Here is a 23,403-nt window from a genome sequence, read left to right as displayed (position 1 = left end):
AAAAAAATAAATAATATTTAAGAAGCTTTGGCTTATAAAATATCAATGAATACACAGGTTAAAATTAGTATAATTGGTTTAGGTTATGTGGGATTACCACTGGCAAGACTATTTGCAACAAAACATCCAGTAGTGGGTTTTGATATCAATCAAAAAAGAATTGACGAATTAAATCAGGGAATAGATAATACGTTAGAGGTTGATAACAATGTACTACAAACTGTATTGAGTGAAAAGAACCCATTAAAAGAATCTGGGAATTCATATGGATTATATTGTTCATCGGATTTAGAGGATATCAGAGATGCAAATATTTATATTGTTACAGTACCGACACCAGTAGATAAACATAACCGTCCGGATCTGACACCTCTTTACAGAGCCTCAGAAACGGTAGGGAAAGTTCTTAAAAAAGGAGATATTGTTATTTATGAATCTACGGTATACCCTGGGGTGACAGAAGAAGAATGTGTTCCTGTACTGGAAAAAATTTCGGGCCTTAAATTCAATATTGATTTTTTTGCAGGCTATTCACCTGAAAGAATTAATCCTGGTGACAAGGAACGTACTGTAGAGAAAATTTTAAAGGTTACATCTGGATCTACTCCTGAAATAGGAAAAGTGATAGATGACTTATATAAATCCGTAATTAAAGCGGGAACTCATCTCGCTCCAACAATTAAAGTTGCAGAAGCTTCTAAAGTTATTGAAAATTCGCAACGTGATATCAACATTGCTTTTGTAAATGAATTAGCCAAAATATTCAATTTATTAGGTATCGATACTCATGCAGTTCTGGAAGCGGCAGGAACAAAATGGAATTTTTTGCCATTTAAACCTGGCCTTGTAGGAGGACATTGTATTGGAGTTGATCCATTTTATCTGGCCCAGAAAGCACAGGATGTAGGGTATTATTCCGAGCTTATTTTAACTGCCAGAAGGTTGAATGACTCAATGGGAGCATTTGTTGCCTCTCAGGTAGTAAAAACAATGATCAAAAAGGGAATTAATATTACTGATGCAAAAGTCCTCAATCTTGGTATCACCTTTAAAGAAAACTGCCCTGATGTCCGAAATACAAAGGCAGCCGATGTTATAAAAGGATTAGAGGAATATTCTCTAGAAGTTACAACATATGATCCCTGGGCAAATCCTAAAGAAGTAGCACATGAATATAATATTTGTTCAGTAGATCAGGTGAATGAAATTGAAGGCCGGTTTGATGCCATAGTACTTACCGTTTCTCATAATGAATTTTTGGACCTTGACCTGTCAAAATTTTTGAAAGAAGGTGGTGTTGTTTATGATGTAAAAGGATTTTTAAAACATTATGATTCTAGACTATAGTTTTTAAAAGCAGAGCTTATTTACATTGAATAAGTTCCATTAAATAATATTAGAAAATTAATCACAAAATATTAAGGTATAATGAAAATTAAAAATATCTGCTGTATTGGAGCAGGCTATGTAGGTGGACCAACTATGGCAGTTATTGCAAAATATTGTCCGGAAATTAATGTTACAGTTGTCGACTTAAATCAGGATAGAATTGCAGCGTGGAATGATCCTGATGTAAGTAAACTACCGGTATATGAACCGGGTTTAGATCAGGTTGTAGCAGAGGCCAGAGGTAGAAATTTATTCTTTTCAACGGATGTTGAGAAAGCAATTAAAGACTCGGAAGTTATCTTCATGGCAGTAAATACCCCAACTAAATTATATGGTGAGGGTGCTGGAATGGCTGCAGAAATGAAGTTTGTAGAACTTTGTATACGTCAGATCGCCGATGTTGCAAATTCTGATAAAATTATTGTAGAAAAATCAACTCTGCCGGTAAGAACGGCAAATGTTATAAAAGATATTTTAAAGAATTCAGGGAATCCTCATCACTTTGAGATTCTTTCAAATCCTGAATTCCTTGCAGAAGGTACTGCTGTGCAGGATTTAGTTAATGCTGACAGGGTACTAATAGGTGGAGATAACACAGAATCAGGTCTTAGCGCAAAACAAGCGCTTGTTGATATTTATGCACACTGGATTCCGGTGGAAAGAATCTTAACAACTAATGTTTGGTCATCTGAATTAACAAAACTAACAGCCAATTCATTTTTAGCGCAACGTATTTCTTCGATCAATGCAATTTCTGAGTTATGTGAACACACAGGAGCAAATGTGGAAGAAGTAGCAAAAGCCATGGGAATGGATTCACGTATCGGTCCCAAATTTTTAAAGCCTTCAGTTGGTTTTGGTGGATCATGCTTCCAGAAGGATGTGCTTAATCTTGTTTACATTGCTGAATCATTAGGCCTTCAACAGGTAGCGGATTACTGGCATCAGGTAATTATTCAGAATGATCATCAGAAAAAGAGATTTGCAAGAAATATTGTGAGAAAACTTTTTAATACAGTGGCTGAAAAGAAAATTGTATTTCTGGGATGGGCGTTTAAAAAGGATACTAACGATACAAGAGAATCTGCATCCATCTATGTAGCAGATATGTTGGTTGATGAACATGCTGAAATCCATGTCTATGATCCAAAAGTGACTGCAGAACAAATCTATTCAGATCTTGATTATCTGAATTCACGTACTCCGGAAGAAAACAGAAAACGTGTCATTGTGCATAACTATACTACAGAAATTTTTCATGATGCACATGCTATTGCAATTTTGACGGAATGGGATGAATTTAAAGGATATGACTATCAAGCAATTTATAAGCAGATGAAAAAGCCAGCTTATATTTTTGACGGACGTAATATTTTGGACCATGAAACAATTCAGCAAATAGGATTTACTTACGAAGGAATAGGTAATTAAGCTATGATAAAGAAAAACTTAATCATTTTCGGAACAAGACCCGAAGCGATAAAAATGGCTCCCCTGGTTAAAGAATTTTTAAAATATGAAAATTTTGAGACTAAAGTGTGTGTTACTGCACAACACAGAGAAATGCTGGATCAAGTACTGGATTTTTTTGATATCAAACCGGATTTTGATTTAGATTTGATGAAACCTAACCAGAATTTGTATTCTTTAACGGCTGATATTATTACCGGATTAAAGCCAATTTTGGAAGATTTTAAACCAGACTTTGTGTATGTACATGGTGATACGACTACAACTATGGCGGCAAGCATTGCATCATTTTATTCAGGTGCTAAAGTTTGTCATGTAGAAGCAGGACTCAGAACTCATAATAAAAGATCTCCTTTTCCCGAAGAGATCAATCGACAGGTTGCGGGACGTATAGCGGATTATCATTTTGCTCCAACCTCACAATCTAAAGAAAATTTACTAGCAGAAAATGTAAAGATTGAAGATATCCTGGTAACTGGTAACACCGTAATTGATGCATTACTGGATAGTACCAATAGGGTAAATGTGATTTCCAATGATGAAATTGATCAGCTGAAGTCTATCGTAGATCCGTCTAAAAAGCTAATTCTGGTAACAGGGCACAGACGTGAGAATCATGGTCAGGGTTTCATTAATATATGCGAATCTTTAAAAGAGATAGCAGTTTCGAATCCTGATGTACTGATCATTTATCCTGTACACTTAAATCCAAATGTAAAAGGTCCCGTATACGAAATCCTATCGGGGATTGAAAACATAAAATTAATTGATCCGTTGGCCTACCCGGCTTTTGTTTGGCTAATGAATCAATCTTATATGATCATTACAGATTCCGGAGGTGTACAAGAAGAAGCACCTAGCCTAGGTAAACCTGTTTTGGTCATGAGAGATACTACCGAACGTCCTGAAGCTGTAGAAGCTGGTACCGTGATCTTGGTGGGAACAGATAAGAATAAAATTGTATCTGAAGCTAATAGCTTATTAAATGATGAGCAACGTTATCAATCGATGAGTGAACTGCACAATCCTTATGGTGACGGCAAGGCCTGTCAGAGAATTGCAGAATTCATTAAAGAAAAATAGTAATATTTTAAAATAAAAGAATGCAGTCAAAAGAAATAATGATTGATGTAGAATATATCAGATGGGAAACCCTCACTTTATCTGGCAATAATATGTTTACGCATTGGGATTATTCTCAATATGAAACATTCATAAAAAAAGGGGTAACGTTAAATTACAATCATTAAAATTTAATGATAAAAATTAAAAATCTTATTGACGAGTTTAAAAAAAATACCATTTTAAAAGGTGTTTTTTGGTCATTCTTGGGAGTAATTGCCTCAAAAGGACTTGGCTTTCTGGCTATGTTTTTTGTTGCTAGAAAGTTGTCTGTTGCAGACTTTGGAAATATAGGAATCTTACAGTCATATATAACAACTTTTTCTTTACTGAGTCTTGCTAGTTTTGGTGTTACCGCAACAAAATATATTGCGATCAACCTTCAGGAGAGCAAAAGAAAAACCAGTGAAATATTTTCCCTGGTGCGCATATCTTCTTTTTTATTAGCTATAATTGTACTGGTAAGTTCCTTAGTTTTTAATAAAGAACTTTGTGTACTACTAACGGGTAAAGAAGTCATATGGCAATCCATGCTGTATTGCTCTGTGGCTATTTTCTTTTCTTCAATAAATGGTCTTCAAACCGGAGCATTAGCAGGATTTGAAAATTTTAAGTCTATCTCTATCATTAACATTGTTAATGGATTACTTTCTTTTCCTTTAATTATCATTTTAACTGAAAAATATGGTGTTAATGGATTTGCTTTGGCATTGCTAATTACCAATTTTTCTATATGGTTATGCTCTGCAATATTATTAAGGAAAGTTTGCAAGGAACATGGAATCTGGTTTTCATTGGATAATGTAAAAACTAATTTTGATATCATATTAAAGTTTAGTTTGCCGGCGTTCATTAGCAGTCTTATGGTAAATCCGATTATTCTGATTTGTAATAGTATCCTGATCAAGAGAAATCATAACGGATTATATGAAATGGGAATATTTAATGCTAGTAATAATTATTCGCAGATTTCAATGATTTTGCTTTCGATTATCGGGCAGGTTTTTTATCCGTATGCGATGAAAAATTTTGGAAATGGAAATAAGAAATTTGAATTTCTTAATATTATTCATCCCATGTTTTTTGGCTTGATTATATGTCTGCCGACTGTATTCTTACCAGAAATATTTTCATCATTATTCGGTTCGCAGTATCATAATAATGATATGTACATGACCACAATATTGGTTTCGATATTTACAATTATCAATTCTCAGAAGCAAGGTATTGCAAGAAATTTTGCTGCCGGAAATTTCATGTGGTTTAGTGTTTTTAGTAATGGTTTCTGGGGTGCTACAGCGATAGCATTTAGTTATTTGCTTGTTGATTATGGTGCTATTGGAAGAGGGATAGCTTTTGTAATAGCTTATTTTTTAAATACCGCATTATTTATTCCTTATTTTATAAAAAACAAGCTGGTAAACAGAAAACTGGTACTAACGTGGTATAATTTATTATACTTTGGAATTATACTTGGGGGACTTTTTCTTTTTAAAATGAATGTCTCTGTGGTCGTTAGAATAATTTTACTTGTGGTTAGTATACTAATCGTATTGGTTACAATTAAGAGATGGTATAATTTGTATATAAAGAATTAAAAGATGCAGGGAAATAAAAAAATTGAGATATTAATCAAAGGGGCATATGGAGATGCAAACGTTGGGGATGATTTATTGCTGGAAATGACCTTGGATCTTCTTGCTCAAATGAATAAAGATGTCGACTTAAAGATTGTTTGTAAAAAGAAAAATATATTACAGAGCGATTCAAGAATGCTAAATTCCTGAGTTTAGCAGCTTCCCGTTTTGAGTCCGCAGATATTTATATACTGGGTGGCGGAACTCAGTTTTTCTCATTTGAAAAATCACAGAGAGAGATATCAACAATTTCCAGATATAAATTATATTTCAATCTTTTATTAAAAGAACCGTCTTTACTGGTTAGTTTTTTTGCCTCAAAAGCTAAAAAGAAAAAAGAGATCAGATTGAAGCTGGCTTTGGGAATAGGGCTGGGACCATTTGATTCGAAGAAAGTTGAAACGGAGATTAAAAATGAAGTGGCTTTGTATGATCATATTTATTGCAGAGATAATATTTCTCTCCAATATTTGGAAAAATGGGACTTATCAAACAGAAGCTTCGGAGCAGATTTATGTCTGACGGATTTCTTTAAAAAGAAATATCATTTAAAACATAAGATTACCGATAATGATAATTTGAAGCTTGGTGTTGTGCTTAGAGATTGGCCACACAATGATGTAGGGGAAATAATCAATAATAAGATTTTTAACTGGTTACCAGAACAAAAAGATTTTGAGCGGAATTTATTTATGTTTTCTGAATCAAAAGATGATGCCTTGATCCAAAGAGTTAATAAAAGATCAGATTTAGGAATAAAGAAACTAATTGTCTGGCATCCTTTGAAATATGAGTTTGAGAAGTTTTATGGATACCTAAATGAATGTGATATTCTGATTACATCTCGTTATCATGCTGCAATTTTTGCGCTCAATCTTGGAATACCAACCATCTGTTTGGGAATTGATCCAAAACTTAAAGCTCTTTGTGATGAAGTTAAAGGATTTTACTATTGGGATCCGAAAGAAGATATTCAGGCCCTGGATACATATATCCGAGAGATAAAAGACAAATATTCCTTGCATCAGGAAAATATAGAGGTTAGCTATAATAACCTTAATAACAGAGCAAATGCGATGGTAGATAATGTGTTAAATGTTTTAAGAAATTTTGAATAATGTCAAAGAAAATACTTTTTATTGCACCCAGTTCATATCCGGTTAATTCCCCTGAAGCTATAGTTAATATCAAGCTGTTAGAACTATTAAGTAATAATGGTTATGAAATCGATTTAATTTCAAAAAAAATAAAATGGAGTAACTATCCATCTACGCAATCTTTAGAAGATTTAAATGTTAAAATTAATAGAAATATTGTTGTAGAAGTTGATAATAAATTCACTTTGAAAACTTTACTTCAACACCTGTATATTTATTTATTGTTCGGAACTGTTTTCAAAGGCGCGCACTGGGCTTACGAAGTTATCTTTAAGAATACGTCTTTTTTTAAGGATAAAAAATATGATTATGTTATTACGAAAGACACTCCCAGCTTTTTAATTGGATATTATCTGAAAAAAAAATACGGATTAAAATGGATTGCTACCTGGAACGATCCATATCCTCCTTTGAAATATCCTGTTCCTTATGGGAGCGGATTAAATGCTAAAATGCCATTTTACAATAAAAATATTATCAAAATAATGGATTTTGCAGACAAACATATTTTTCCAAATGAAAGATTAAGGAATTATATGTTAAATTATCTTGATCCCGATAAAAACAAAACGATAATAATTCCTCATTTAGCTTATGAGCCCTCCAATGAGAATAAGGAGAACAAAGGGAAACTTAGGTTGATTCATTCAGGAAATGTTCGTGCCCCTCGTGATCCAAAGATTGTTGTCCGCGCATTTGCTAAATTTATCCGAGAAAATAATGCAGATGATGTTGTGCTTGATTTCATAGGAATATTTGAAAATGATTTAAGAGAATTAGTGGGAAATGTTGATCCCACTAATCAGATCAGTTTGTTGCCTCCTGTAGAATATAAAAAAAGCTTGGAACTTTTAAAAGAGTATGATGTAGCTCTGATAATTGAAGCTCCGTGTGAAGAAGGTATTTTCTTACCTACAAAGGTTGGAGATTATATGTCCAATAATACACCGATATTCAGTATTAGTCCATCAGTAGGAGTTTTAAATGACCTTTATAAGAATGGAGATGTGCAATATTTTGCTGATATTACGAATGAAGATGAAATTTGTATGGAATTTAAAAAAGTCTATTCAGATTATAAAAACGGACAGCTTAAAAACAGTAGCTTTAATTATACTTATGGTAAAGAATATATCTTGAATTTATATAATACATTGTAAATGCTCTTCTATATTGTAACATTTTTTCTATGCATCCTTATGGATAACTTACCCGATAGAAAGCATATATTGGGAAAGAAGTTATTTATGGTATGGCTATATGCATTTCTGTGCTTTGGTTATACGGTAGGAACTGACTGGAGGCATTACGAAGATTTGTATAATCTTTCCACAGATAACGATCTTTTGCGGAGAGATTATGAGCAGGGATTTTATTTTCTCATTTATATTGTAAGACGTATTATACCCGATTTCTGGCTTTTTCTTGGACTTATAAAATGTCTCTATTTATATTCTGTTTTTAAATTTATAAAGAAATTTATTAAGGCTGAGTTTTTAGCGATTGGATTATTGCTTAATTATAACCTACTCTTTATGTTGGTTGATAATCCTTTAAGGTTTATGTCAGGATCATTGATATTGATATGGAGTACGGTTTATTTAATAGATAAAAAATATCTTAAATTTATTATCGTTGCTTTATTGGCGCTTTTATTCCACATCTCATTGATTGCCCCGATACTCTTATCTTTACTAATAGTTTTCAGGAAAAGAATAATATATAAATCGAATGTTGTACTATCTGTCTGGTATATTATAGCGTGTGTAATTGGTTTGTTTCCTCAGATTTTAAATGAGTTTTCAAATTACTTTGCTACATTATTTCCTACAATAGCCTATAAATTATTAAATGTATACGTTGCAGAATCTAATAATGCCATCTTTACTTTAGGTTCTCTGATCATGTTTTTCCTGTTCTTTGTTTTATTGCGCTATAGAAAGATAATTTTAAATAATAAATATGGCGATGTCCTTTTCTTTTTCGCGTTGTTATATATGTACCTGTTCAGGATTTTAATGATCTTTCCAACAGGTTTCAGAATTACTTTATATTTTGGACTATTTTTTGCCGTTTGCTTAGCAATAATAATAAAATATGCGAATTTTAAAATTAAATATTCTCTTTATCTACTAGTTGGGTTAACTATTTTTAAAACAATATGGAGTGGATATCAATATCTTCCTTATACCAATAGTATTTATTATATTCTGTCTGGTGATCATTTACCTAAAAGCTATAGAAGTAATGTCAACAAAATAGAATATCATAAACGTACAGGGGAGACTATTAAAGAAAAAGGTTTAAATGTACCGGATTAAACTCTTATCTGAAAATAATTAAATATTATAGCAATGCAAGTAACAGAATACCAAAAAAGAAACAGTTCATTGTTATTTTTAATAGCAATCCTGTTATTAGTTTTTCCTGGTAGAATGAATTCCCAGGTACAGCCTAAATTATATATTGGCATGTCAGGTCTGAATCCTCAGCAGGAGGCATATATTAAGGACAATGGATTGGAAAAGGCAATTATCTTCTATCAGAAGGAAGTTACCACTGATGGAAGTAATCTTGATGTTGATATGTTTACAAAAAATATCATGGAAAAAACATCTGCCGACAACACTGGAATTGCGATCATTGATTGGGAGGGACCGGCGATGAAAGCTATTTCTGGTTCAAATGATAGTGATGCAGAGGCAGCTATTCAACAATTTGTTAAAGCTGTGGGAACAGCAAAAAAACTGCGTCCTAATTTAAAGTGGGGATTTTATGGATTGCCTGTAAGAACTTTTAAAGGAAGTAATAATGATTGGAAAAATATAAACGCACGTCTTTCTCCTATTTTTACTGCAGTGGATATAATTGCTCCTTCTTTGTATATGTACAATGTAAATCCCAGAGTATATAATGCAAGATCTCCGATATTAGAATTAGGGAGTGGAGATTATATCTATGTGAATCTCGACTATGCACTGGAAATGGGTAAAAAATATAATAAGGAAGTTTATCCGTTTATATGGCAAAAAAGAAACTCAGGAAATTCAAATATGGCGATGTCTCTTATTCCTGTTGATATTTTTAAGAATTACTATAAAATGATAGCCTCTCGTGTTTCTTCAGGAAAGAGAGTCAACGGAATCATATGGTGGGACAGCCAAAAATATTTTTATTTAAATAGAAAAAAATATCCTGCCCTTCAGAAGGAATATTCAGATGTAAAAGATGTTGATCAGTATGATTTAAACACCTTTAAAACATATTATAATGCTACTAAATAAGCAATAGCAAGTATGAATACTTATATGGCTTGAAAGATATTTAAATAGATACTGTTAAGAATGGGGAATAAAAATAAGAATGTTTTAATATATAACTTTGGTCAGCATTACAGAGAACCAATATTTAAAAAGATGGATCAGGAATTATCTGTTGATTTTTATTTTGGTGATAACTCCGAAGATATTAAGATTTTCGATTATAATGAATTGAAGGGGTATAAGGGTATCTTAAAATATGTAAAACTATATAAAATTTTTTATTGGCAGAAAGGGCTGATGAGTCTTGCCTTTAAGAATTATTCCAATTATATCCTGCTCGGTGAATATTTTTGTATTACCCATTGGTTATTATTTATTGTACTTAAAATCAAGGGAAAGAAAATTATTTTGTGGTCACATGGCTGGTATGGTAATGAAGGTATTGGCAAAAGAATAATTAAAAAGATGTATTTCTCTTTTGCTGATAAAATCTTATTGTACGGAGATTATGCAAAGCAGTTGATGATAAAAGAAAATATAGCTGGAGAAAAATTAGATATTATTTATAATTCTTTAGATTTTGAAGAGCAAGACAGAATATATAGATCCTTAAGTAAAACCAATATTTATAAAGATCATTTTAAAAATAATAACAAAGTCGTTTTTTATATAGGGAGATTGCAGAAAAGGAAAAAAATTGAGCAGATTATTTTTGCATTAAAGGAGCTTCAGAAAGATGAAATATTTATCAATTTAGTAATAATTGGTAAAGGAGAAAAAGAAGAAGATTTACGTAACTTGGTGGAAAATAATAATTTGGGATCATATGTTTGGTTTTATGGTGCTACTTATAAAGAAGAAGAAATTGCTGAACTAATTAATAATGCTGATCTATGTATTTCTCCTGGAAATGTTGGATTGACAGCTATGCATTCTTTAGTATATGGAACTCCAGTTATTACCCATTCTAATTTTAAGAATCAAATGCCTGAATTTGAAGCAATTGTTCCTGGCGTTTCAGGTGATTTTTTTGTAGAAGATTCGTTGGACGATCTGAAATCTAAAATCAAGGATTGGATCGTTGTACGAAAAGATGAGGAAACAATATCAGAGAATTGCAGAAAAGTAATAAAAGATAAATATAATCCTGATTATCAGATTGAAATTATAAAAAGAATTATTAATGACTTCGATGAAAAATAAGCTGAGACAAATTTATAGAAATATAAAAATGATTATTTACCGAAAGAAGTATCATTTAAAAAATGTACATGATACTTTTTATATGGGTGGGAAGTCAAATATTGCAAGTGATCTTAAAGCGGATGAATACTCTTATATCGGACCAAATTGTACTATTTATTCTAAGGTCAGTATAGGTAAATATACAATGTTAGCTCCTGAAGTGAAAATTGTTGGTGGTGATCATTATTATAAGAACCCTGAAAAACCAATTATTTTTTCGGGTAGAGAATCAGATCTTGAAACTATAATTGGTGAGGATGTATGGATTGGATATGGTGCCTTTATCAGCAGAGGAGTTAGGATTGGTAACGGAGCTATTATTGCTGCATATTCTGTAGTAACGAAAGATGTTGAGCCTTATACAATTATAGGAGGATCACCAGCTAAGTTTATTAAAGCTAGGTTTAATGAAGAAGAAATAAAAATTCATCAGAGAATGTTAAAAGAGAATTTAAAAATAACGATTAACGATTATACAAAGTAATGCAAGGAATTAAAGATAAAGTATTATTAATAACAGGCGGTACAGGATCTTTTGGGACAGCCGTTTTGAATCGCTTTTTACAGACCGATCATTTCAAAGAAATCCGCATATTCTCTCGTGATGAGAAAAAACAGGATGATATGCGTAACCTGTATAAAAATGAGAAGATCAAATATTATATTGGTGACGTAAGAGATTACAATTCGGTGGAACCAGCAACAAGAGGAGTTGATTATATTTTTCATGCCGCAGCGTTAAAACAGGTTCCTTCATGTGAATTTTTTCCTATGCAGGCAGTAAAGACCAATGTGGAAGGAACTCAAAATGTTATTCGTGCAGCGTCTGCAAATAAAGTTTTGAAGGTTATTTGTCTTTCAACTGATAAAGCTGCATATCCGATTAATGCTATGGGAATTTCCAAAGCAATGATGGAGAAAGTGGCGGTAGCTGAAGCACGTAATTTGAAAGATACCACTGTTTGTTTAACACGTTATGGAAATGTGATGGCTTCCAGAGGATCTGTTATTCCATTATTTTTAAATCAGATCCAAAAAGGAGAACCAATTACCATTACCGATCCTAATATGTCTCGTTTCTTCATGTCTTTAGAAGATGCTGTAGATTTGGTTTTATTTGCTTTTGAAAATGCAAATCCAGGAGATCTGTTTGTAAACAAAGCTCCAGCAGGGAGTATTGGAGATTTAGCGAAAGCACTAATTGAATTAACAGGTAAAGAAGTTCCCGTTAAGATTATTGGAACCCGTCACGGTGAAAAGCTTTACGAAACTCTATGTACGCGTGAAGAAATGATAAAAGCTGAAGATATGGGGGATTTCTATCGTATTCCTGCTGATAATCGTGATTTGAACTATGCGAAATATTTCTCTGAAGGAGAAGAAGACATATCCAGAATAGAAGATTATCATTCTCATAATACAGAACAACAAGGGGTAGAAGGCTTAAAAAAGTTAATATCCACGCTTCCGTTAATACGAAAAGAAGTATTCGGTGAAGATGTAATGCAATATCCATAAGAATCATTCCACAAGAAATTGCTCCCAGATAATGATCAAAGTATAGATTGATGATACTAAAAGGAAACAGACATGAAGATTTAAGAGGTATTATTACTTATAACAATGAGTTTGATGCCTCCCTGATCAAGCGTATTTATACAATAGAGAATCATTCCACTGAATTTGTCAGAGGATGGCAGGGACATAAAATTGAACAACGTTGGTTTGCATGTATGAAGGGGCAGTTTGAAATATCAGTTATAGTAGTTGATGATTTTGAGCACCCTTCAAAAGATCTGAAAATAAGCAAATATATACTTTCTTCAGAAACCTTAACCTATCTGCATATCAATGCGGGTTGTTTAACTGCTATCCAAAGCTTGGAAGAAGGAAGTAAATTACTTGTTTTGGCTGATTATGGAGTGGGAGAAATTGAAGATGAGTATAGGTTTGAATTAGATTATTTTAAACAAAATAATAATTTTTAAGAATTTAGAGAGATACCAAATATTTGTGTCAAAAATAATTAAATGAAAAAAATAGGAATCACGGGCCAAAATGGATTTGTAGGTCGCCATTTATATAATACATTAGGATTATTTCCGGAGGAATTTGAGCGGATTGATTTTGAGAAAGAACTTTTTGAAGACCAGGAGAAGTTAGATAACTTCGTTTCAAAATGTGATGTTATTGTTCATCTCGCAGCAATGAACCGCCATGAAAGCGAACAGTTTATTTATGAAACTAATGTCGCTTTAGCTCAGAATTTAGTTAACTCTTTAAAACGTACAAATTCTAAAGCACATGTATTGATTTCATCTTCTACCCAGGAGGAAAGAGACAATTTATATGGGAAGTCCAAACGTGAAGGACGTGAGCTCATTGTAAACTGGGCCAAAGAAAATAATGGAAAAGTGACAGGACTCATTATTCCGAATGTTTTTGGTGCATTTGGCAAACCTTTTTACAATTCTTTTATAGCCACTTTTTGTCATCAGCTGACCCATGGTGAAACACCCAGCATTGCCAATGATGGAGAAGTAAAATTAATTTATGTACAGGAATTAGTAGATCAGATTGTTAAAGAGATTCGATCTGAAAAGAGTACTGAAGAATTATTTGTGGAGCCTACTGCTTCTAAAAAAGTATCAGAAGTCCTGGCGCTGCTTAATGAGTTCAAAGCCAAGTATTTTGATGGTGGTGAAATCCCTGCTATTAGTGATTCTTTTGAGCACAATTTATTTAATACCTATCGTTCTTACATCGATTATAAAACACATTATCCGGTTAAATTTACTCAACATACAGATCCGAGAGGCGCTTTTGTTGAAATTATCCGTTTGGGAATTGGAGGGCAGTGCTCATTTTCAACCACAGTTCCGGGAATAACAAGAGGAAATCATTTTCACACCAGAAAAATTGAGCGTTTTGCTGTGATTAAAGGAAAGGCCCTGATCCAGTTAAGAAAAATAGATTCCGACGAGGTTCTTGATTTTTATCTGGATGGAGTAGATCCTGCTTACGTAGATATGCCAATATGGTATACTCACAATATTAAAAATATTGGTGAAGAAGAATTGTACACTATTTTTTGGATCAATGAGGCTTATAATCCGGAAGATGCGGACACTTATTTTGTAGAAGTTTAAAATATTAATTAATGAAAAAGTTAAAAGTAATGACGGTTGTTGGAACACGACCGGAGATTATTAGATTATCAAGAGTATTATCAGCGTTGGACTCTTCCGAAGCTGTAGAACATATTATCGTTCATACAGGTCAAAATTATGACTATGAACTCAATCAGATCTTTTTTGATGATCTGGGACTTAGAAAACCAGATTATTTCCTGGAGGCAGCTGGAAAGACAGCAACTGAGACCATCGGAAATATTTTAATAAAAATAGATCCGCTATTAGAAGAATTAAAGCCAGAGGCATTTTTAGTTTTGGGAGATACCAACTCTTGTCTTTGTGCAATTCCTGCTAAAAAGAGACATATCCCTATTTTCCACATGGAAGCGGGAAACAGATGTTTCGACCAAAGAGTACCGGAAGAAACCAATCGTAAGATTGTAGATCATACGGCTGATGTTAATTTAACCTATTCTGATATTGCACGGGAATATTTATTACGTGAAGGGCTGCCTGCTGACAGAATTATCAAAACCGGTTCTCCGATGTTTGAGGTTTTGAATCACTATCTGCCAGAGATCAATGCTTCCAATGTACTGGAGAAACTGAACCTGGAAGAAGGAAAGTTTTTCGTAGTATCTTCTCACCGTGAAGAAAATATCAATTCTGAAAAAAACTTCAGAGGATTAATTGATTCTTTAAATGCTATCGCAGAACATTATCAGTATCCGATTATTGTTTCTACACACCCACGAACAAGAAATATGATCGATAAAATGAAAGTTGAAGTTCGTCCTGAAATCCAGTTTCTTAAACCTTTAGGATTCCATGATTATAATGCTCTTCAAAAGCGTTCTTTTGCAGTATTATCAGACTCAGGAACTATTTCTGAAGAATCTTCTATACTTAATTTTAGAGCTTTAAACATCCGTCAGGCACATGAAAGACCGGAAGCAATGGAAGAGGCGAGTGTAATGATGGTTGGATTGTCACCGGAGCGTATTATGCAGGGGTTGGTACAGGTTCAGCGACAAAATATTGGAGAGCAGCGCAACTTCAGACCTGTTGCAGATTATTCTATGCCTAATGTATCTGAAAAAGTAGTGAGAATTATTATTTCTTATACAGATTATATCAAAAGAGTGGTGTGGAGCGAAGAATAAAAATATGAATATCCTTATCATAACACAGTATTTCTATCCGGAAAACTTTAAAAGTAATGATCTTGCTTTCGAACTTAAAAAGAGAGGGCATAATGTTACTGTACTTACCGGTCTTCCTAACTATCCAGAAGGAAAGATATTTGATGGATACAGTGTTTTTAAAAATAGAAAGCAAATTGTGAATGGAGTAAAGGTCATAAGATCTTTGCTTCTTCCAAGAGGAAAAGGGGGTGGAATACGATTATTTATAAACTATTACAGCTTTGCTTTTTTCGCTTCAGTTAAAGCTTTTTTTATGGGCTTTAATAATAAATTTGATGCCATTATCGTACACGAGCCTTCACCGATAACACAATATTATCCGGCACTCCTTATGAATAAGATATGGAAAACACCGGTTTATTTTTGGGTGATGGATCTATGGCCTGAAAGTTTATCTATTGCAGGTGGGGTAAAAAATAAATGGATTCTGAATTATTATGAAAACGTTATCAAAAGATTTTATAAGAATTCAGAGAAAATTTTGATTACATCCCAGGGATTTAGAAAATCGATTAATCAGAAAGGAAATTTTGATGATAAGATCGTTTATTTTCCAAACTGGGCAGAAGATACTATATCGGAAGGAAATAAAGATTTTTCTATCCCTTCTCTACCGGAAGGCTTCAAAGTAATGTTTGCCGGGAATATAGGTGAAGCCCAAGACCTTGAAAATATTGTAAAAGCAGCATTAGAGCTCAAAGATAAAAAAGATATTAAGTTCATCTTAGTAGGAGACGGCCGAAAAATGCCCTATGTAAAAGAGTTTATTGAAGAACATCAACTGCAGGAAACTGTTTTTACGATGGGAAGATTTCCTGTCGAAGCTATGTCAAGTTTTTTTGATAAAGCAGATGCAATGCTTGTAACATTAAAAGACGATCCTATTTTCAACCTTACCGTACCCGCAAAGCTACAAGCCTATATGAGTGCATCAAAACCGGTTATTGCTATGCTGAATGGAGAAGGTGCAGATAATGTGATTGAAGCAGATTGTGGATTTACAGTTGCTGCGGGTGATTATAAGTCGCTGGCCAATACTATTTTAAAGGCTTCAGGACTGCCAGGTGATGTGCTTGGTCAGTTGGGAGAGAACAGTAGAAAATACTATGAAGATAATTTTAGAATGTCTACCTGTATTTCCAATTTAGAAAAGATCATAAAAAGAAAAGATTAGCCTATTTATCAGATTTAAAATATAATTTATGAATGTAATTATTACCGGAGCGTCTGGATTTGTAGGCCAAAACCTAACAGAGTATTTAAAGCAAAAAGATAATCAGGTGATCTCTTTGTCGCTTAGAAATAAAGACTGGAAAAGTAGTTTTCCGGTAAATGCTGATGCCATTATTCATTTAGCAGGTAAGGCACATGATACATCCAATACTTCTGAAGATCAGGAATACTATCAAATAAACAGGGACCTTACTATTGAATTATTTAATGAATTCTTAAACTCGGAGATTAAACAATTTTTTTACTTTAGCTCAGTAAAAGCAGCAGCAGATAGAGTAGATCATATTTTAACAGAAGAAACAGAGGCAATCCCGTATACCCCTTATGGTAAATCTAAAAAAGAAGCTGAAGAATATATTCTTAATCAACCATTGCCTGCAAACAAAAAGGTGTATGTAATCCGTCCGTGTATGATTCACGGTCCGGGAAATAAAGGGAATTTAAATTTGCTTTATAAAATTGTAAAGAAAGGAATTCCATGGCCATTAACTGCTTTTGAAAATAAAAGATCTTTTTTAAGTATTGATAACTTGAATTTTCTGGTAGATCAAATGCTGAATAAGGAAGATTTGGCATCCGGAATTTATAACTTTGCTGATGATGATGCGGTATCAACGAATGAATTGATCAAAACTATTAATTATGCAGTTGGTAAAAAAGCCAGGCTTTGGAATCTATCAAAAAAATGATTGAAAATGTTGCAAAGTTGGGAGATCAATTACATTTACCGCTAAATTCAGAGAGGCTAAAGAAACTTACTGAATCTTATATAGTTTCAAATCAAAAAATAAAAAACGAATTAAAAATAAAATCACTGCCTGTAACGGCTCAGGAAGGATTAATTAAAACCGTAAAAAGTTTTAATACTAATTAAACTCAAACTTAAACATTTTTATAATGATACGTACACTTGATTTCTTATTCTCCTTTTTTGGAATTCTTTTTCTATGGCCTATTGGAGTAATACTTTATATCATAGGTTTATTTGATACCGGATCACCGATTTTCTATCAGGAAAGAGTAGGAAAACAAAAAAAGCCATTCAGATTGATGAAATTCCGTACCATGCACGTTAATACGAAATCTGTAGCAACGCACCTTTCAAGTACTTCTTCTGTAACAAAATTTGGTGGTTTTTTACGTAAATCAAAGCTAGATGAACTTCCTCAGCTTATTAACGTTTTAATTGGTGATATGAGCCTTGTAGGCCCAAGACCCAATCTTTTTAATCAAATAGAATTGATAGAGGAAAGGGATAAAAGAGGAGTATATAATTTTCTGCCCGGAATTACAGGGCTTGCCCAAATTAATGAAATTGATATGTCTACACCCGTTGAATTGGCAGAAAAGGATGCTGAAATGCTTAGGAACCTGACGGTATCAGACTATTTAAAATATATTTTTGCAACTGTTGGTGGAAAAGGACAGGGAGACAGAATCAAAAAATAAAATGGAGTTATTACCACTATAATCGTTTATAATCTCTTTCATAAATTTAAAAACCAAGATCTAATTTCAACAGGAAAAGTTATATTTGCTCAACAATAACACACGATGCAAGATAAAATTTGGCTTTCTCCCCCTCATCTCTCTGGAAATGAGCTACAATTTATTGAAGATGCTTTTCAAAAAAACTGGGTTACCTCAATTGGGAGTAACATCGATGAGTTTGAATTGAGTTTAAAAAACTTTCTAAAAAATAATACTGAAGTTTGTACTCTGAATTCTGCAACATCAGCTATTCATTTAGCACTAATAATGTTGGGTGTTAGTAAGGGAGACGAAGTTCTGACATCAACCTTCTCATTTATAGCTTCAGCAAATCCTATTGTATACTGTGGAGCGGATCCTGTTTTCATAGACAGTGAACCTGACACCTGGAATATGTGCCCGGATGTCCTAGAAGAGGCTATCAAAGACAGACTTTCTAAAGGGAAAAAGCCAAAAGCTATTATCTTAGTACATCTTTATGGCATGCCTGCCAAAATGGATGAAATCTTATCCATAGCCTCAAAATATGAGATACCATTAATTGAAGATGCTGCTGAGTCATTAGGATCACAGTATAAAGGAAAACCTTGTGGTATTTTTGGACAATTTGGGATTTTATCTTTTAATGGAAATAAAATTATAACAACTTCAGGAGGTGGAGCATTGGTTTGCCATTCACTGGAAGATAAAAATAAAGCCATATTCTTATCTACACAGGCCAGAGATGCTGCTTCACACTACCAGCATTCCCATATTGGATATAATTACAGGATGAGCAACATTGTTGCTGGAATTGGAAGGGGACAGATGGAAGTCTTGGATGATAGGATAGAAGCCCGCAGAAAAATGCATGACTTTTATGTAGATCTCTTTGAGAATATTGACGGTGTTGATGTGTTCTCAGAGCCTAACACAGATTTTTTCTCTAATCACTGGTTGTCTGCTGTTACAATTGATGAAAAAAAAACTGGACGGACATATGAAGATTTACGTCTTGCATTTTTGGAAAGTAATATAGAATCCAGGCCACTTTGGAAACCTATGCATATGCAACCTGTATTTTCAAACGCACCCTACTACGGGAAAAAAATAGCAGAAGACCTTTTCAAAATGGGTTTATGCCTGCCTTCAGGATCTAATCTGTCAGATGAAGACAAAAAAAGGATTGCTAAAGTGATCAATTCTTTTTTTCAAAATAAGAAATGATTATGAAAAGCAGAATGAGTCAATTTAGTGTGACATATTTTATATATTTGTGGTGAATACAAATATTGTGAAAAAATACCCTATTTGGAAAATGTTGATGGATTACAGTATAGCAACTTTTGCTGTTATTCTCCTGTTACCTCTATTCTTTTTGTTGGTTATACTGGTCTCTTTTGATACAGGTTTTCCTGGGATTTTTATTCAGGAACGGATTGGACAAAATGCGAGACCTTTTAATATTTATAAATTCAGAACTTTAGATCCTAAAACATTTCAAAAATCACGGATAGGATACTGGCTGAGGAGATCCAAATTGGATGAACTTCCCCAATTATTCAATATTCTGAAGGGAGATATGTCTTTAATAGGGCCTCGTCCGGATATTTCGGGATATTATGATAAGTTGCAGGGAGAAGATCGTCTCGTGCTTCTTCTTAGGCCCGGGCTTACCAGTGAAGCTGGAATTAAGTATAGGAATGAAGAGGAATTGTTATCCCAGCAAGAAAATCCTTTACAGTATAATGATACGGTTTTATTTCCTGATAAAGTAAGAATGAACCTTGATTACTACCATCATCTGTCTTTTAAAAAAGATATTTACATATTTCTCAAAACCATTTACATAATATATTAATAAGTTAAAAGTCTAATGAAATCTTTAATTAAAAACCTCTGTTTTACAGGAAGTTTATTTCTTGCATCTATTGTGAGTGCACAAACAGAAATAAAAGTAAATACTCTGTTTCTTCCGGTAGGTATCTACAATATTGCTGTTGAAAAACCAATTAATAACAAAATCACCATGCAGGTTGAGGCACTTGTGTCACCTTGGAAATCTTTTGATGGCAGAAACCTGCAGGCCTATATGGGAACTGTTGAGGGAAGATATTATTTTAAAGAGAAAATGAAAAAATGGTACGTGGGAACTTATGTTTCAATGGCTGCATTCAACCTTCAAAAATGGAACTATTGGAATGACAGACAGGTTCTGGATGAAAATAAAAATCCGGAAAGATTGCCTGATGGAAGTATTCGTGTAACAGGAAGGTATCAGAAGGGACTTGCCTTTATTTTTGGTATAAGTGGTGGATATCATTTCACAATCAATGATAATTGGGGACTTGATTTATATGCTGGAATAGGAACAACCCAATCATTTTATAAAGGATATTTTAAAGATAATAACCAAAGATATGAAGGAGCAACGAAATTCAATAAAAGTGGTGAACTAATCCCTACAAGAGGAGGTTTGATGCTGACATATAAAATAAAATAATTAAAATTTTTCTTTCATTAAGTATTATTTACGTATTGTTTTTTCAAATCTGATTAATTTTATAATGAGGGTATAGCTGAGAAATAGTTCTATTAGAATATATTTAATCAATATTAAAATAATTATATAAAATATTGGATATATTTGCAAACGTTTTAATTTAATTACTAAACATAATTTTCACCTGATAATATAATCCTAGAAAATGGATAAACTGAACACTAAAGAAGTAGATTTAAAAGAACTTATAAGTCCATATCTAAAAAATTGGAAATACTTTCTCGGAATGGTTTTCCTGATGTTGATATTGGCAATTTATTTCATAAAGTCTACTGCTCCTGTTTATAAAGCTCAGACGTCTGTACTCATAAAAGATGCTAAAAAAATGTCCGTAGCCTCGGGAGATATTGGAGTGCTACAAAGTATAGGTGGTCTTAGTGGTATGGGTACGAATAGTATTGAAAATGAAGTAGGTGTTTTTGAATCCAAAACAATTGTAGAAGATGTTTTGAAAGAACATAATTTTCAGACAACTATATATGCTAAGCAAACATTTAAGAATGTAGAGTTGTATGGAACTACAAATCCTTATATAATTAATGTTATTCAGGAAAAAAAGGATGAGGAACAACCAAAGAAGCCGATTTCTATTCAAACAAAAGGAAATGAAATTATATTGTCCTCTAAAGAATGGAAGAATGATATAAAGACTTCTTTTAATAAAACGACAAGTTTGCCTTTTGCGGTGATAATGATCCGTAAAAATCCGGAATTTGAAGCACCTAAAAAAGTTGATCTTTCGGATATTTATTTCAACTATAGTGATTTTGAAAATACAGTTAATGATTATCAGGAAGCTGTAAAAGTAGATTTATTAGATAAAGATGGAACAATCATAAGTCTTGCTGTCGATTTTGAAAATAAAGATAAAGCAAAGGATTTTCTCAATGGTATAGTTAGACAATATAATGTTTATGCTATTAAGGATAAAAATATTGAATCCAAGAGAACTAAGGATTTTATCGATAAAAGAATTTCACTTATTTCACAAGAACTTGGTGATGTAGAAACTGAGAAAGAAGGATATAAGTCAAGCAATAATATTGTTGATTTACCATCAGAAGCTAAAATTAATCTCCAGTTAAAAGAGCAAAGTAAGGCACAGATTCTGGAATTAGGGACTCAGTTAGAGCTTAATCAAATGCTTCAGAGTTCTTTGAATAAAAAGAGCACTGGAGATGTCTTGCCATTAAATATCGGTTTGGAAAGTGAATCTGCTGTAAAAGCAATTCAGGAATATAACACACTGGTACTTCAAAGAAATAAATATCTGGAAGAAGCTACTCCTGATAACCCACTTGTAAAGAGTGCTAATAAGCAGATTGAAGAAATGAAATCTTCTTTAACGCAATCTTTACAGAAAAATCGGATGACATTGGAATTGGCAAAAAGAAAAGTTGAGAGTCAGCTAGGCGGTTCAGAACAAATGATCAGCAAAATTCCAAGGCAGGAAAAATTATTCAGAAGTATTGAACGACAACAGCAAATAAAGGAAAATCTTTATTTATTATTACTCGAAAAAAGAGAAGAAGCAGCGATCAGTATGGAAATAACTGCTGAAAAAGCAAGAGTAATTGATAAAGCGTTTGTGTTTAAAAAACCAGTTGCTCCTAAGAAATTGGTTATAGTTGGTGTATTTGCTTTCTTAGGTTTATTAATACCATTTGCAGTCATTTATTTAAAAGGACTTCTGCAAAGTACAATTATTAAAAGAGCAGATCTTACGAAGCTTACAAAATTGCCGGTAATTGCAGAAATTCCAAGACTGAAAAGTAAAGAAAATGCACTTGTAAGTTTTAACGATGTTTCACCTATGGCTGAATCTTTCAGGATTCTTGTAACGAATTTAAACTTTTTACTGCCTAAAAAAACAGGAGCCAGTGTAATTATGGTGACTTCGTCTGTGAAGGGTGAAGGAAAAACATTTGTATCAACCAACTTATCCATTATATTGGCCTCTTCCCGAAGTAAAGTTCTGGTAATTGGTGCAGATGTGAGAAATCCTCAATTACAGCGTTATAATCCTTCAATGAAGACTGCAAAAGGATTAACAGAATTTCTGAGTGGAGAAGAAAATTCTGTTGATAATATTATTCATTCAAGTAGTTATAACGAAAATTGTGACTTCATCTATTCAGGTTCTATTCCTCCTAACCCTACAGATCTTTTACAAAACGGAAGGCTGGAAGAGTTGTTAGACAGTGTCAGAGCACAAAACAAATACAAGTATATCGTTTTGGATACTGCTCCACTTCTGCTGGTTACAGACTCCTTCCTGATTTCTGATATGAGTGATGCTATTGTATATGTAACAAGGTCTGAAATTACAGAAAAAAGCTATATAGAATTCTTGAATAACTCTATAGAAGACAATAAACTTAAGAATGTAGGAATTGTTTTAAATGAGATCAAAGAATCTAATTTTGGATATGGAAATAAGTATGGATATGGATACCAGGCTGAGGAGAAAAAATGGTGGCAAAAATATTTTTAAATATAGTCTATGTAAAATGTT

At 33.0% G+C, this 23,403-nt stretch carries 24 protein-coding genes; all 24 read left to right on the top strand.

Annotation, left to right across the window (positions count from 1 at the left end; genetic code table 11):
- Window positions 1–45 precede the first annotated feature (45 nt).
- The 24 genes from CEY12_RS09785 to CEY12_RS09680 all read left to right on the top strand — a co-directional run bounded on the left by CEY12_RS09785 (window position 46) and on the right by CEY12_RS09680 (window position 23,382).
- A complete protein-coding gene (locus CEY12_RS09785; protein WP_089027521.1) occupies window positions 46–1,347 on the top strand; it encodes a nucleotide sugar dehydrogenase in 1,302 nt (433 codons plus the stop codon).
- Between the two features lie 81 nt (window positions 1,348–1,428).
- Complete coding sequence (locus tag CEY12_RS09780) at window positions 1,429–2,820, top strand: nucleotide sugar dehydrogenase (protein ID WP_089027520.1); 1,392 nt, start codon at window positions 1,429–1,431, stop codon at window positions 2,818–2,820.
- A gap of 6 nt (window positions 2,821–2,826) precedes the next feature.
- A complete protein-coding gene (gene wecB, locus CEY12_RS09775; RefSeq protein ID WP_089029837.1) occupies window positions 2,827–3,942 on the top strand; it encodes a non-hydrolyzing UDP-N-acetylglucosamine 2-epimerase in 1,116 nt (371 codons plus the stop codon).
- A 20-nt stretch (window positions 3,943–3,962) separates the two neighbouring features.
- Window positions 3,963–4,109 carry a hypothetical protein gene (locus CEY12_RS22255; protein ID WP_157676796.1) on the top strand — a complete coding sequence of 49 codons (147 nt, stop codon included), beginning with the start codon at window positions 3,963–3,965 and terminating at the stop codon, window positions 4,107–4,109.
- A gap of 6 nt (window positions 4,110–4,115) precedes the next feature.
- Complete coding sequence (locus tag CEY12_RS09770) at window positions 4,116–5,579, top strand: oligosaccharide flippase family protein (RefSeq protein WP_089027519.1); 1,464 nt, start codon at window positions 4,116–4,118, stop codon at window positions 5,577–5,579.
- A 3-nt stretch (window positions 5,580–5,582) separates the two neighbouring features.
- Window positions 5,583–5,768 carry a hypothetical protein gene (locus tag CEY12_RS09765; protein WP_089027518.1) on the top strand — a complete coding sequence of 62 codons (186 nt, stop codon included), beginning with the start codon at window positions 5,583–5,585 and terminating at the stop codon, window positions 5,766–5,768.
- Entirely contained in the window at window positions 5,735–6,736 is a 1,002-nt protein-coding gene (locus tag CEY12_RS09760; protein WP_089027517.1) for a polysaccharide pyruvyl transferase family protein, read from the top strand. Before CEY12_RS09765 ends, CEY12_RS09760 begins: the two co-directional genes overlap by 34 nt.
- The gene (locus CEY12_RS09755) at window positions 6,736–7,935 is read left to right on the top strand and encodes a hypothetical protein (RefSeq protein ID WP_089027516.1); all 1,200 of its coding nucleotides are present in this window, start codon (window positions 6,736–6,738) and stop codon (window positions 7,933–7,935) included. Before CEY12_RS09760 ends, CEY12_RS09755 begins: the two co-directional genes overlap by 1 nt.
- Window positions 7,936–9,096 carry an EpsG family protein gene (locus CEY12_RS09750; RefSeq protein WP_089027515.1) on the top strand — a complete coding sequence of 387 codons (1,161 nt, stop codon included), beginning with the start codon at window positions 7,936–7,938 and terminating at the stop codon, window positions 9,094–9,096.
- 33 nt (window positions 9,097–9,129) lie between these two features.
- Complete coding sequence (locus CEY12_RS09745; RefSeq protein ID WP_089027514.1) at window positions 9,130–10,059, top strand: hypothetical protein; 930 nt, start codon at window positions 9,130–9,132, stop codon at window positions 10,057–10,059.
- Window positions 10,060–10,191: 132 nt separating this feature from the next.
- Window positions 10,192–11,241: a glycosyltransferase family 4 protein gene (locus CEY12_RS09740; RefSeq protein WP_228409832.1), complete on the top strand. Its 1,050-nt coding sequence runs from the start codon at window positions 10,192–10,194 to the stop codon at window positions 11,239–11,241.
- Window positions 11,242–11,269: 28 nt separating this feature from the next.
- Window positions 11,270–11,767, top strand: coding sequence for a CatB-related O-acetyltransferase (locus tag CEY12_RS22810; protein ID WP_089029836.1), 498 nt, complete (start codon window positions 11,270–11,272; stop codon window positions 11,765–11,767).
- On the top strand, window positions 11,767–12,801 hold the full coding sequence (locus tag CEY12_RS09730) for a polysaccharide biosynthesis protein (RefSeq protein ID WP_089027512.1): 1,035 nt from the start codon (window positions 11,767–11,769) through the stop codon (window positions 12,799–12,801). The genes CEY12_RS22810 and CEY12_RS09730 overlap by 1 nt, the downstream gene beginning before the upstream one ends.
- 50 nt (window positions 12,802–12,851) lie before the next feature.
- The gene (locus CEY12_RS09725) at window positions 12,852–13,271 is read left to right on the top strand and encodes a WxcM-like domain-containing protein (protein WP_089027511.1); all 420 of its coding nucleotides are present in this window, start codon (window positions 12,852–12,854) and stop codon (window positions 13,269–13,271) included.
- A gap of 42 nt (window positions 13,272–13,313) precedes the next feature.
- Window positions 13,314–14,432, top strand: a complete 1,119-nt coding sequence (locus CEY12_RS09720) for an NAD-dependent epimerase/dehydratase family protein (RefSeq protein ID WP_089027510.1) — start codon at window positions 13,314–13,316, stop codon at window positions 14,430–14,432.
- Window positions 14,433–14,443: 11 nt separating this feature from the next.
- Window positions 14,444–15,580, top strand: coding sequence for a non-hydrolyzing UDP-N-acetylglucosamine 2-epimerase (wecB, locus tag CEY12_RS09715; RefSeq protein ID WP_089027509.1), 1,137 nt, complete (start codon window positions 14,444–14,446; stop codon window positions 15,578–15,580).
- Window positions 15,581–15,584: 4 nt separating this feature from the next.
- Window positions 15,585–16,796 (top strand): glycosyltransferase family 4 protein, encoded by a 1,212-nt coding sequence (locus CEY12_RS09710; RefSeq protein ID WP_089027508.1) that lies wholly within the window; start codon window positions 15,585–15,587, stop codon window positions 16,794–16,796.
- A gap of 28 nt (window positions 16,797–16,824) precedes the next feature.
- Window positions 16,825–17,544 (top strand): NAD-dependent epimerase/dehydratase family protein, encoded by a 720-nt coding sequence (locus CEY12_RS09705; protein ID WP_317043959.1) that lies wholly within the window; start codon window positions 16,825–16,827, stop codon window positions 17,542–17,544.
- Window positions 17,541–17,729 (top strand): hypothetical protein, encoded by a 189-nt coding sequence (locus tag CEY12_RS22805; protein WP_317043958.1) that lies wholly within the window; start codon window positions 17,541–17,543, stop codon window positions 17,727–17,729. The genes CEY12_RS09705 and CEY12_RS22805 overlap by 4 nt, the downstream gene beginning before the upstream one ends.
- A gap of 23 nt (window positions 17,730–17,752) precedes the next feature.
- Window positions 17,753–18,304: a sugar transferase gene (locus CEY12_RS09700; protein WP_089027507.1), complete on the top strand. Its 552-nt coding sequence runs from the start codon at window positions 17,753–17,755 to the stop codon at window positions 18,302–18,304.
- Window positions 18,305–18,409: 105 nt separating this feature from the next.
- Window positions 18,410–19,552: an aminotransferase class I/II-fold pyridoxal phosphate-dependent enzyme gene (locus tag CEY12_RS09695; RefSeq protein ID WP_089027506.1), complete on the top strand. Its 1,143-nt coding sequence runs from the start codon at window positions 18,410–18,412 to the stop codon at window positions 19,550–19,552.
- A gap of 52 nt (window positions 19,553–19,604) precedes the next feature.
- Entirely contained in the window at window positions 19,605–20,186 is a 582-nt protein-coding gene (locus CEY12_RS09690; RefSeq protein WP_317043957.1) for a sugar transferase, read from the top strand.
- 15 nt (window positions 20,187–20,201) lie between these two features.
- Window positions 20,202–20,828: a DUF3575 domain-containing protein gene (locus CEY12_RS09685; protein WP_089027505.1), complete on the top strand. Its 627-nt coding sequence runs from the start codon at window positions 20,202–20,204 to the stop codon at window positions 20,826–20,828.
- Between the two features lie 205 nt (window positions 20,829–21,033).
- Window positions 21,034–23,382, top strand: coding sequence for a GumC family protein (locus CEY12_RS09680; RefSeq protein WP_089027504.1), 2,349 nt, complete (start codon window positions 21,034–21,036; stop codon window positions 23,380–23,382).
- Window positions 23,383–23,403 lie beyond the last annotated feature (21 nt).

The organism is Chryseobacterium sp. T16E-39 (genome assembly GCF_002216065.1).
Classification (GTDB): Bacteria; Bacteroidota; Bacteroidia; order Flavobacteriales; family Weeksellaceae; genus Chryseobacterium.
This window is presented reverse-complemented; position numbering and strand designations above follow the sequence as displayed.